The organism is Kribbella sp. NPDC004138, assembly GCF_053603655.1.
In genome coordinates this window covers 252,780-264,649 of the sequence record NZ_JBSGFZ010000001.1, presented here as the reverse complement: position 1 = coordinate 264,649, position 11,870 = coordinate 252,780, and the positions used below count along the sequence as shown (strand labels likewise).

Below are 11,870 nucleotides of genomic sequence, written 5' to 3'. Positions count from 1 at the left end.
CATGCGGCGGAGGACGGGACTGGCGATCGCCGCAATGCGCTCCGTCGCCGCCGGCCGTGAGCACGACACCTGCGTGATCTTCAGCGGAGGCGCGACAACTCGTGGCGCGTCGGAGGCTCAACTGATGGCCGACTATGCGCACACGCTTTCCGCGTTCGGCGGCACCGTGCTGCTGGAGGAGAAGAGCGCGACCACCTGGGAGAACGTCACCAACGTGATCCCATAATCGCTTCAGTGCAAGGCGACTGACAGCAACAGAACCGACGCGGTCCGGGCGTGTACGTCGTGACGCTGCGGCGGGACCGCCACCAGATCGCCCGTCCGCAACTCGGCCTCGGCATCACCCGCCCGAAGCACCACGTCGCCCTCCAAACACATCAACGACGCGTCGCCCGGACTCTGATGCTCGCCCAGCGTCTGGCCGGCGTCCAACGCGATCAGCGTCTGCCGCAAGCGAGCCCCGGCCCGGCCGTACAACGTCGTCGCACTCCGCCCGCTGCCGTTCTCGCCCGCCAGCCCCAGGTGTACCGCCGCCAACTCCTCGACCCGCAAGACCTCCATCACCCGATCGTCCCACCGGCCCGACGAAGACTCCAGCCCTCCCCACCCCGGCGTCCGACCCTGGTCGGAAACGGCTCAGGTCGGCTCGTGCTGGGCCTTCCGGACGATCTTGCGCGCCTGGCGTTCCGGAATGAGCAGGGTCATCAGCACGGTGAGCAGGAAAGCATCACGGCCGTCGGGCGTGTCCGGCGCCGGATGACTGATCTCCGGCACCATCCGGCCCCCGACGCGGACGAACCCGACGCTGCGGAAACACGCTCCGGTCGCGTCGTACTCGTACATCAACGGAAGGGCGGTCGATCGGTCGATGGTCAGTACCACTGCGCGGAACATTCCCATCCGCCAATTCTTCCTGGTCCGCGCCGACCGCGCAGGGACACGCTGCCGCCCTCAACGGCGCCGGCGCTCGAACAACGACCGCCGTCCGGACAGCGCGCGGATCACCTGACTGAGGTCCGTCGCATCCATCAACGGACCGCTGAACGCCCGCGGCTGCCGCGCGGCCAAACCGCGGTAACGCACGACCGACTCGTCGACAGCACGCCGAGCCTCCTTCCACCGATCCACCGCACCGAGCCGCACACACAACGCCGCGAACCCGAACAACGAGCGCGCGAGATCGGCATCGTGCCCAGAACACCGCCGCAGCTCCACCGACCGGCCGATCGTGTCGAGCGCCCCGTCCGCCCGCTCGACAGCGGCGTACCGGAAGGCCAGGTTGAAGAGGGCTCTCGCCAGATCTGCGCGGAAAACCTCCGGATCGTTCGCGGCCAGTTGCTCGAAGATCTCCACGGCCGACTCGCACGCACCGAGTGCCTCCGACGGCCGGTCGACCGCGGCCAGCCGGATGCCGAGGTTGTCGAGCGCCTTGGCCAGATCCACGTCGTGCCGCGCCGGATTGTCCGCGGCGAGCCGCCGGAACACTTCGACGGCCTCCCGCCCGGCGGCGAGAGCTTCGTCTGGGCGTTCCACCAGGGCGAGCTGATCGCCGAGGTGGTCGAGTGCCGCGGCCAGCTCGATCTGGTGGGCTGACAGATTGCCCGCGGAGAGACGCCGCAGGATCGCCACGCATTCGGTCGTGACGACCACCGCTTCGTCCGGCTCGCCGAGCTGGCGGTGGCAGACGCCGAGATGGTTGAGACTCTTCGCCAGCTCCGGTTCGAACGCCAGCGGGTTCACGTCGGCGAGCTCTCGCCACAGTGTGACCACCTCCGCGGCGACCGTCGCAGCCTCGTCCCAGCGGCCGACGCCGATCAGACGAAGATGCAGATTGCCCAAGCGCCTGGCCAGGTCAGGCCGATGCGTCGCCGGATCGCTCAGGTCGACAGCGCGGCGTGCGGCAGCCAGCGCGTCGTCGGCCCGGCCGACATCAGCCAACCGGCTGCCCAGGTTGTCCACCGCGAACGCAAGATCCTCCGGAACGGACTCGTGCAGCGCGACCGCCTCCTGCGCCGTCGCGAGTGCTGGCTCCCGTTCACCCGCGGCGGCGAGATTCATACTCAGATTGGTCAGCGCTTCGGCGAGCAGCGGACCGAAGTGCGGGCTCGTGCCGGCCAGCCGACGGAACAACCCTGCCGTACGCTCGCTCGCCGACAGCGCCTCGCGACGACGCCCCAACCGCGTCAACGGCCGCGTGAGACTCCCGAGCGCACCGGCCAGCAACAACTCGTAGCTCGCCGGGTCGTCGGCAGCCACACGTTCGCACAGCGAAGCAGCTTGCTCGCCCGCATCCAGCGCTTCACTGTGCCGCCCCGCGCTGTCGAGCCTGGCGCCGAGCCTCAGCAACAACAGGACCCGATCGGCGTCAGTCGCCGCGTCGGCAAGCCGCAATTCCGTCAGCCGTACGGCGATGTCGGCGATCCCGACGTCGAGATCAGGCTGAGACTCCGCGGGCAGATGCGGTTCGATCGCCTCCAGGACCTCCAGGCCGAGCTGGGGAACCGCCGCGATCGCGGACAGCGCGGCACTCCCGGCGAGCACCGCCGTACGAGGTCGCTCGAGCAGCATCGGGAAGAGGTGATCGGGCCCCACATGCGCCCAGCGCGCGGCGGCCGCCGCGAGGAAGATGACCGCCCGCGACGGGTCCGAGGTGTTGTCCAGTACGGCGATCGCGGTGTCGCCTGACCAGTCCTGCGCGGGATAGTCGGCCTGATGACCGGCCATGCTCAAGGCCAGGAAGTCCTCGGCCAGCCGGTCCGGGGACAACGGCTCCAGCACGGTTCCCGGCGCCGGCGGATAGCAGACCGCGTGGTCGCCAAGTATCTGTGCCGTCGGCAACGAAAGGTCCAGCTTGTCCAGCACCGCGGTCCCGGTCGCGGGCGGCACGGAACCGGTGAGCGCGGCCGTGAACACCGTGCGATTCATGACGTCCGGCGGCGTTCGGTAGTTCGATGCGGCCGGTCCGAGGCGGTGCGCCTGGTCGCCGTACCGCCGCGTCCAGTGCAGCTGCTCACGATCCAGCAGGTAACACGTCAGGCCGGCGACATCGGTCGGCGCGCGCTGTCCGCCCGCATGCGCGTCCACGGCCACGAGCGCCGCCATGTGCAGTGCGAGCGGCAGGCCGAAATCGTCGTGCCCCAAGGGTGGAAGGACAACGGAGTCGGGCTCGTCGATCTCGTAGACGGTCGCGTACCCGTCACGCGCGGACCGGAACATCTCCGACCGGGACCCGTCGTTCAGCGGCGGTAGGAGCTGCGCGGACGTATCCGCCTGATAGTCGACCAGCGCCGCCCGCACCGGCGGCCAGCCGTCCAACGTGCGCCCGAGCAGCAGCACCCGCACCGGCACGCCAGGCCTGTGCAGCAAGGCGTTGCTGAAGAGCCAGGTCAGATGGGTCAGCGGCCAGCGGTCGGCGTAATCGACCACCAGCAGTAGCCCGGCAGCGCCGTCGAGCCGCAGGTCTTCCTGCCGGCCCGACGGCAGCACGGCACCGGGACCGTGTACGGCGACGACAACCTGCCAGCCTGCCGCACGCGACTCGTCCGCGAACCGCGCCGCCAGACGGGACTTCCCCTGCCCGGCCGGACCGTGCAACCAGCGCACCGCCATCCGAGGGTTGCTCTGCCGCCACCGATGCAGCTCGGCCAGCTCGTCGACTCGGCCGGTGAACTCCGACACCGCGAAGCGGGCGTTGAGCATCCGGCTCGGCATCTCACGCAGCCAGTCCGGATCCGGCGCCGGGCCCGGCGCCCAGCTGAGCAGGAGATACAGCGGTACGCCGTCGCCGAACACGTGCAGATCCGCGCCGACAACGCCGTACCCGACGCCACTCTCGACGCGGACGACTTGGCGATCCACGATCAGCTCTCGTCGTCGGTCGCCGGCCGGTGCTCGTGGTAGTGCAGATCCCCGCCCTGGACGCCGAACGCGCGCCCGCCGTCCCGCGCAACGACGCTCTGCACGTACTTCGGCTCGTCGAGGACACGCTGCAGCTCGTCGGCGGCTGACGGATCCGCGCCGAGCAACTCGTCGAGCCTGAGCCGCCACCGCTCGATCAGCTCTTGCTGCACCTGCTCGCGATCGTCCTCATCGGCCTCCTCGAGCTGCTTGGCATCCGCCTCGAGCTCCGCAAGGACGGCACCCCGCTCGCCGCGCCGGCCGAACAGCTTGGCGATGCCGTCGCGCGTGACACGCCAGGCATCGGTCGCCATTGCGCCCACCACCGCGGCCCCGCCAGCGGCTGCCAACTCGACCAATCCCACCATCGACCCCTCTCGCCGGCCCGAATCGCCACCCCTAGCTCAGCACGTCCTGGGGTGCACGGGTCAGCGATCCGGCAGGTTGAGGCGCTTCAGGCGCTCGTAGGCACCGAGGATGTGTTTGTCGATGCCGTCCTGGGCGGCCTGCGGATCACCGAGGGCCAAGGCGTCGCGGAGCTCCTTGTGCTCGCTGTAGCCGACCTCGAGGAAATCCGGGAAACTCGCGTTCCGGGCGCGCAGGAAGACCGTGACCTGCCCGCGGATGGACTCCCACACGCGCTGCACCCGGCCGTGATCGCAGTACGCGTAGATGATGTCGTGGAACTCGAGGTCCAGCCGGACGGCGTCTTCCGGAGCGATCCTCGTGTCGACGCTCTTCATCTGCTCCAGCACGGCGTCCATCTCGGCGAACCCGGCGCCCTGCATCCGCGTGCAGGCGCGGCCGGCGGCCAGTCTCTCGATCGCGCCGCGCAGCGTGTGCACCTCCTCGACGTCGGTTTTGGTCAGCGTGCTGACGAATGCGCCGCGGTGTCGCCGGAGCTCGACGTGGCCCTCTTCCTCGAGCCGGGCCAGCGCCTGCCGGATCGGCCCGCGGCTGACCTTCAGCGCCTCGGCCAGCTCGGTCTCCTTGAGGTGCTGACCGGGCTGGAACTTGCCGCCGGTGATCATCTCCCGGAGCACGTCGGTCACCAGGTCACCGAGCGCGCGCTGCGACGGCAGCGACACGACGTCGTCGGGCATCATGCCGACCACCTCCTCCACGCAGTTTCCACGGATCGAACCTTAACCCCAACCGAGGTCTCTCTGTAGATTGTAAACAGTAAGTCATTGACAGTAAATCAAGGGCAAGAGCAGACTCGGAACCTCCCAGCCAGGCAGAGCGGCACCGCGCCGACGCCGATGTCGGCCGACCGTGAGGCAGCCCGATCCCCCCGGGCAGAGAGAGGTCACGACGACGATGACCACCGAAACTGTGGTTCACACCGGACGCACCGCACTCGGCCCGTTCCCGCCGGCCGCTCCCCACGATCCCGCGGCGCCGCGCGTCACCGCAGCCGCGATCGACGTCGACGCCGGCGAGGTCCAGGGCCCGCTGGCCCGCGTCTGGGAGAGCTTCGGCTACGACGAGTTCAACTGGACCTACACGCCCACTGGCAAACGGCTGTTGCAGACCTTCACCGACTTCTCCGGCGGCGGGTACTTCGTCCGGCCGCACTACATGTACTGCTCCGGCAGCGGTTTCGGCATCCCGCACTGGAGCTCGGGCAACGTCTACCACGAGGACGCCGACGGCAATCCGTACTACGACTTCACGCTGCTCGACCAGGCGTACGACGCGATCGTCGGCGCCGGGCATCACCTGCTGGTGGAGCTCGGCTTCACGCCGCGGGACCTGCTGCCGCCCGAGGCCGCCGAGCTGACCGTCGTACCGAGTCCGACGGCGTACACCAGCTACGAGGCCGGCGCGTGGGGATACCCGCCGAGCGACTACGCGAAGTGGGGCGGGCTGATCAGTGCCACCGTTCGGCACTGCATCGACCGGTACGGCGAGGCGGAGGTGAAGACCTGGCTCTGGGAGCTGTGGAACGAGCCGGACATCTTCTACTGGCGCGGCACGCTCGATCAGTACAACCAGCTGTACACCGCGACCGTCGAGGCGATCCGGACCGTGCTGCCCGACGCCAAGGTCGGCGGCCCCGCGGTGACCAGCGGCGGACTCAACTTCCTGCGCGGCTTCCTGGACTACACGTCACGGCGGGGCGAGCCGCTGGACTTCATCTCGTACCACACCAAGGGCTGCCACTTCCCGACCCGCGACTACAAGCCGTTCGACGAGGCGCCGACCGAGCTGCTCAGCCCGTCCTCGACGAAGATGCTGTACGACCTGCGCGAGTTCAACCGGCTGATCGGCTCGTACGACGCGTACGCCGGCCTGCCGGTGATCGTCGACGAGTGCGACGCCGCCGTACCGGCGCACTTCGGGCGCTACGACAACCGGAACTACAGCTTCCAGAACACCGAGTACTACCCGGTCTTCCAGGCGAAGCTGATGAAGAAGATCCTCGACCTGAACGCCACGGAGACGGCACAGGTCGCCTACGCCACGTCGTGGAGCTTCTACTTCGAGGCCGAACGCTACTTCGAAGGCACCCGCTCGTTCCTCACCGCGGGCGGCGTCGAGAAGCCGTTCCTCAACGCGTACCGAATGCTGTCGCTGCTCGGCCGGGACCGCCTGCGCGCGACGTCCGACGCGGCCTGGCAGGTCGGCGAACTCGAGAGCACCGACGGCAGCAGTATGCGCGAGGAGGTCGACGCGCTCGCCTCGCGGTCGGACGACGGAAGCGTCGCTGTACTGATCTGGCGTCACATCGACGACCAGTGGCAGACCAGCGACGCCTTGACCTCCGCGACCGTCACTGTACGGAATCTGCCGGCCGGGTCGTACCGGTTGCGGCATCTGCGGATCGACGCCGATCACAGCAATGCGTTCACCGTCTGGCAAAAGCTCGGCTCCCCTCAGGACCCGACCGCCGACCAGCTGGCCGCGATCACCAACCGGCAGGGGCTGGAGGAGTTCGAAGGCGAGCGGACGCTCACCGTCGATGGCGACGTCTCCCTGGAGGTCGCGCTGCCGTTGCCGTCGGCATCGTTGCTGATCCTGGAGCCGACGACGTGATCACGCTCAACAACGGCGTACGGATTCCGCAGCGCGGCTTCGGCGTCTTCCAGGTGCCGCCGGGCGACACCCAGGCGGCCGTCGAGCAGGCGCTCGAGATCGGCTACCGGCACATCGACACGGCCGCGGCGTACAACAACGAGGCCGGGGTGGGCGCCGCCGTACGGGCGAGCGGCCTGCCCCGCGACGAGCTGTTCGTCACGACGAAGCTCCGCAACGGCGAGCACGGGTACGAGTCGGCGCTGACGGCGTACGACGAAACCCTGCAGCGTCTCGGCCTGGACTACGCCGACCTGTATCTCGTGCACTGGCCCAACCCGACCGTGGATCGCTATGTCGACAGTTGGCGTGCTCTGGAGCGGATCTACGCCGATGGACGGGTGCGAGCCATTGGGGTGTCCAACTTCCTTCCCGAGCACCTGGACCGGTTGGCCAAGGAGTCCGAGATCGTCCCGGCGGTCAACCAGATCGAGCTGCATCCGACGTACCAGCAGCGCGAGCTGACCGAGCTGTGCGCCGAGCGATCGATCGCGGTCACGGCGTACTCGCCGCTCGGCCAGGGCGGTGACCTCGATCATCCCGTGCTGGCGGCGATCGCCGACGCTCACGGGGTGACGCCGGCCCAGGCGATCCTCCGCTGGCACCTGCAGCGCGGACACATCGTCATTCCCAAGTCGGTGAACCCCGAGCGGATCCGGGCCAACTTCGCGCTCGACGGCTTCGAGCTGAGCGACGACGAGGTCGCGTCCGTCACGGCGCTGGAGAACGGGAACCGGCTCGGCAGCGACCCGCGCACGTTCGCGATCAGCCAGATCAGGTAGGCCGATCATGTCGATCAGATCCGTCCAACTCACCCGGCGGCAGACCCGCCGCGTCGCAGCCCTCGACCGACCGCGGTTCGGCTGGAAGAAGACCACCTGGATCTGGATCTTCCTGCTGCCGACCACAGTGCTGTACGGGATCTACACCATCTACCCGATCATCGCGAGCTACTGGTACTCGCTGGTCGAGTGGAACGGGTTCGACGCCGACCAGAAGTTCGTCGGCCTGAGCAACTACCGGACGGTCTTCGCGGACCCGCTGTTCTGGAACTCGTTCAAGGTCACGTTGTTGTTCATGCTGCTCGTGGTGCCGGCCCGGGTGCTGCTGACGCTGCTGCTCGCGATCGTCCTCAACTCGCCCAAGCTGCCGCTGATCGGCGTACTGCGGTCCGCGTTCTTCATCCCGGTGGTGACCACGACGGCGATCATCGGCGTGGTGATGCGCTTCGTCCTGGATCCGGCCAGCGGACCGGTGAACTCCATCCTGACCAAGCTGGGCGCGGGCGGCATCGACTTCCTCGGCAATCAGCACCTGGCGCTGCCGACGGCCGCGGTCCTGTACATCTGGAAGTTCTTCGGCGTCACGATGATCTACTGGCTGGCCGCGCTGCAGACCATCCCGTACGAGTTGTACGAGGCGGCCCGGATCGACGGGGCCGGCCCGGGCCAGGTCTTCCGGCACATCACCGTACCGATGCTGCGGCCGTTCCTGATCATCATCACCGTGCTGACGGTCGAGGAGACGTTCCACAACTTCGACCTGATGTACACGCTGACCGGCGGCGGGCCGTACTTCCACACCGAGATCATCGAGATCTACATCTACCGCTGGGCCTTCGGCGCGTCGATCCCGCAGCTCGGGCAGGCGTCCGCGGCCGCGGTGTTCTTCGGGCTGCTGGTCGCGGTCGTCGGCGCGCTCCAGCTGTGGGGCGTGTACGCCGGCCGCCGGCTGAGAGGAGAGCAGCGATGACCGCTGTCGTCGAACGCACGGACCGGCAACGGCGGATACTGCGCCGGCTGCCGTGGTGGACCGCCGCGATCTGCCTGGTGGGCATTGCGGTGCTGTGGATCTTCCCGTTCCTGTGGATGCTGTCGGCGTCGCTCAAGGACAACATGGAGATGTTCACCGGCGGCCTGAAGCTGTGGCCCTCGAAGTTCGTCTGGGACAACTACGCGCGGGCCTGGAACGACGCGCACTTCGGCCGGTACCTGATCAACACCGTCGTGGTCACGCTGATCACCGTCGTCCTCGTCACGATCCGCTGCGCGACGGCCGGGTACGTCCTGGCCCGCTACAAGTTCCGCGGGTCCAAGATCTTCCTCGGCGTCCTGGTCGCGACACTGTTCGTACCGACCGGCTACACGATCATCCCGGTGGTCAAGATCTCTATGCAGCTCGGCCTGATCGACTCCCTGGGCGGGATGATCCTGGCCCTCAGCGGCGGGGCTTACGTGTCGGCGATCCTCATCTACTACGGCTATTTCCGGCAGATTCCGCGAGAGCTCGAGGAGGCCGCTGTCGTCGACGGCGCCGGCTTCGTCCGGACGTTCTTCTCGGTCATGCTGCCGCTGGCGATGCCGGTCACGGCGACGGTCGCCGTACTCACCTTCATCACCACCTGGAACGCCTTCTTCCTGCCGCTGGTGTTCACGTTCAGCCGGCCCGACCTGCGGACCGTGAGCGTCGGCATGCAGGCGTTCGTCGGCGAGACCGCCACCGACTGGTCCGGTATGGCCGCGGCCGGCGTGATCTCGATCGTCCCGGTGGTGGTCCTCTTCATCTTCCTGCAGCGCTACTTCGTCGAGGGAATCTCCGGAGCAGTCAAGTCGTAACTTGTAAGGAGCGGAAACATGCCTGGTATGACACGTCGCAGCCTGCTCGGCGCCTCGGTACTGGCCGTCGCCGGCGCCGCGACCGGATGCAGCAGCAACTCGAGCTCCCAGAGCGGAAGCGCGAACGCCGGCGCCACCGGAACCCTGGACTGGTGGGACCACTTCAGCTCGTTCAAGCATCTCAACGACGGCTGGGCCAAGTCTCAGTCCTCGCCGTTGAAGACCAACGTCGCGCACACGTACTACGACGCGTCCAAGGCGACCCAGGCGTTCCAGCTGGCACATCAGGCGAACAAGATGCCGGACGTCTACTCCAACGTGATCGGGTTGCCGTTGCCCGCGCTGGTCACCGGCAAGTGGGTGCACGAGATGGTGATCCCGGCCGACATCAAGGCCAAGCTCCCGAAGGACGCCTTCACCGAGGGCATCACCCAGCTGGACGGCAAGCTGTACGGATTCCCGATGCTCAGTTTCCGGCAGAGCTCCACGCTGGTCTGGGCGAACAAGGACCACTGGTCCAAGGCCGGGCTCGACCCGGACAACGTGCCGTCGGACTACATGGCGTTCAAAGATGCCCTGGGCAAGTTGAAGTCGGCCGGGATCCAGCCGCTCACGCTGGCGATCGGCGCGGACGGCGGCCGCATCCGTGACCAGGTGGACGACATGGCACAGGCCGCCGGCTTCCCCGGGTACCAGGGCCTGCGGTTCGACACCGGCGAGTACGCGTACCACCACGACACCTATGTGAGCGTGATCGAGTTCCTGAAGCAGCTGAACGACGACAAACTGATCATGCCGGGCTCGAACAACTTCGGCGTCGTCGACGCCCGCACCCGGTACGCGTCCGGCGCGGTCGGGACGTTCATCGACGGGATCTGGTGCGCCGGCGGGTCGAAGGCGCTGGCGCCGACGATCGTCGACAAGCTTGCTTCCGGGCGCATTTTGACGCCGACCTCCGGCATGAACCCCTGGTGCTACCGGGGCCGGCCGTCCTCGACGTACTTCGTCTCCGCGGACAGCAAGAACCCCGACGCGGCCGGGAAGCTGATCGCGTCCTTCATGTCCGACGAGTACCAGACCGGCATGATCGAGGCGATGGACCAGCCGCCGCTGAACCTCGACCTCGTCGCCTCCTCGAAGGCCGTCGACGCCTACAAGAAGGGCGTCGAGTTCTGCAAGGAAAACGTGTTCTTGATGCCGCAGGCGATCGTGAAGAACCCCGCCATCGCTCGTGTCGACGCGCTGCGCAAGCCTGTGACGCCGCACGTCGGCAACATCGTCCAGGGCTACCTGGGCGGATCGATCAAGGACCTCAAGGCCGAACTGAAGAAGCTCAGCGACGCCACCACCGCCGACCGGGCCCAAGCCCTGCAGAAGGCCAAGGCGGCCGGAGCCAAGGTCTCCGAATCCGACTATGTCTTCAGCGACTGGAAGCCCGGCCAGGACTACGGAGCCGCCAAGTGAACCGCACCGCGATCGTCACCGGCGCAGCCTCACCCCGCGGCATCGGCCGCACCACCGCCCTGCTGCTCGCCTCCCAGGGCTGGAACATCGGCCTCCTCGACATCGGCCCCTGTGACGACCTGGCCGCCGAGATCGTTGCCACCCACAACGTCAAGGCCTTCGCCGCCACCGCCGACGTCTCCGACGAGACCGCCGTAGGCACCGCGATCGACGACCTCGAATCCACCCTCCCACCCCTGGCAGCCCTCGCCAACATCGCCGGCGTCAGCTCCCCCGTCCCCTACCTCGAACTCCCCTCCGCCGAGTGGCACCGAGTCATCAACATCAACCTCAACGGCGTCCACTACGTCACCCGCCGCGTCGCCGAAAGCATGGTCACCCACGGCTACGGCCGCATCGTCAGCATCTCCTCCACCTCAGCCCAACGAGGCGGCGGCACCTACAGCAAAACCCCCTACTCAGTAGCCAAGGCCGGCGTCATAGGCCTAACTCGAGCCCTGGCCCGAGAACTAGGCCCGCACGGCATCACCGTCAACGCGGTCGCCCCCGGCCCCATAGACACCGACATCATGGGCGGCCCCCTAACCCCCGACCGCCGCACAACCATGGCCGCCGACCTCCTGGTCAACCGCATAGGCGACCCTCACGACGTAGCCTCCGCCATCGCCTTCCTGATGTCAGAGGACGCCGGCTACATCTCCGGCCACACCCTCAACGTCGACGGCGGCCTATACATGCACTGAAACCAGAAGGGTCATCGCCGCATGCGACGCGGCTCGCTCCCAGAACAGGAAGCCGACCGGCCAGGGAGACCGA

12 protein-coding genes are annotated in these 11,870 nt (G+C 67.8%); 7 read left to right on the top strand and 5 right to left on the bottom strand.

The window, feature by feature from the left end:
- The first annotated feature begins 1 nt into the window (after position 1).
- Positions 2-226 carry an ElyC/SanA/YdcF family protein gene (locus ACWEOO_RS01225; RefSeq protein WP_452141220.1) on the top strand — a complete coding sequence of 75 codons (225 nt, stop codon included), beginning with the start codon at positions 2-4 and terminating at the stop codon, positions 224-226.
- A gap of 5 nt (positions 227-231) precedes the next feature.
- Here the strand turns inward: ACWEOO_RS01225 and ACWEOO_RS01220 are convergent, their stop codons facing one another.
- From ACWEOO_RS01220 to ACWEOO_RS01200, 5 genes are all read right to left on the bottom strand, one after another.
- On the bottom strand, positions 232-561 hold the full coding sequence (locus tag ACWEOO_RS01220; protein ID WP_355696001.1) for a cupin domain-containing protein: 330 nt from the start codon (positions 559-561) through the stop codon (positions 232-234).
- 75 nt (positions 562-636) lie between these two features.
- The gene (locus tag ACWEOO_RS01215; RefSeq protein WP_359938294.1) at positions 637-900 is read right to left on the bottom strand and encodes a hypothetical protein; all 264 of its coding nucleotides are present in this window, start codon (positions 898-900) and stop codon (positions 637-639) included.
- A 51-nt stretch (positions 901-951) separates the two neighbouring features.
- A complete protein-coding gene (locus ACWEOO_RS01210) occupies positions 952-3,858 on the bottom strand; it encodes a tetratricopeptide repeat protein (RefSeq protein ID WP_452141219.1) in 2,907 nt (968 codons plus the stop codon).
- Positions 3,859-3,860: 2 nt separating this feature from the next.
- Positions 3,861-4,211, bottom strand: a complete 351-nt coding sequence (locus tag ACWEOO_RS01205) for a hypothetical protein (protein ID WP_452141218.1) — start codon at positions 4,209-4,211, stop codon at positions 3,861-3,863.
- Between the two features lie 114 nt (positions 4,212-4,325).
- The gene (locus ACWEOO_RS01200; RefSeq protein WP_452141217.1) at positions 4,326-5,021 is read right to left on the bottom strand and encodes a GntR family transcriptional regulator; all 696 of its coding nucleotides are present in this window, start codon (positions 5,019-5,021) and stop codon (positions 4,326-4,328) included.
- Positions 5,022-5,217: 196 nt separating this feature from the next.
- Between ACWEOO_RS01200 and ACWEOO_RS01195 the strand changes: the two genes are divergently transcribed.
- Genes ACWEOO_RS01195 through ACWEOO_RS01170 form a run of 6 tightly spaced genes read left to right on the top strand, consistent with a single transcriptional unit; the run spans position 5,218 to position 11,797 of the window.
- Entirely contained in the window at positions 5,218-6,936 is a 1,719-nt protein-coding gene (locus ACWEOO_RS01195; RefSeq protein WP_452141216.1) for a GH39 family glycosyl hydrolase, read from the top strand.
- Positions 6,933-7,757, top strand: a complete 825-nt coding sequence (locus tag ACWEOO_RS01190; protein ID WP_452141215.1) for an aldo/keto reductase — start codon at positions 6,933-6,935, stop codon at positions 7,755-7,757. Before ACWEOO_RS01195 ends, ACWEOO_RS01190 begins: the two co-directional genes overlap by 4 nt.
- 7 nt (positions 7,758-7,764) lie before the next feature.
- Positions 7,765-8,727 (top strand): carbohydrate ABC transporter permease, encoded by a 963-nt coding sequence (locus ACWEOO_RS01185; protein WP_452141214.1) that lies wholly within the window; start codon positions 7,765-7,767, stop codon positions 8,725-8,727.
- The gene (locus ACWEOO_RS01180; RefSeq protein WP_452141213.1) at positions 8,724-9,590 is read left to right on the top strand and encodes a carbohydrate ABC transporter permease; all 867 of its coding nucleotides are present in this window, start codon (positions 8,724-8,726) and stop codon (positions 9,588-9,590) included. The genes ACWEOO_RS01185 and ACWEOO_RS01180 overlap by 4 nt, the downstream gene beginning before the upstream one ends.
- 27 nt (positions 9,591-9,617) lie before the next feature.
- Entirely contained in the window at positions 9,618-11,054 is a 1,437-nt protein-coding gene (locus ACWEOO_RS01175) for an ABC transporter substrate-binding protein (RefSeq protein ID WP_452141212.1), read from the top strand.
- Positions 11,051-11,797, top strand: a complete 747-nt coding sequence (locus ACWEOO_RS01170) for an SDR family NAD(P)-dependent oxidoreductase (RefSeq protein WP_452141211.1) — start codon at positions 11,051-11,053, stop codon at positions 11,795-11,797. Before ACWEOO_RS01175 ends, ACWEOO_RS01170 begins: the two co-directional genes overlap by 4 nt.
- Positions 11,798-11,870 lie beyond the last annotated feature (73 nt).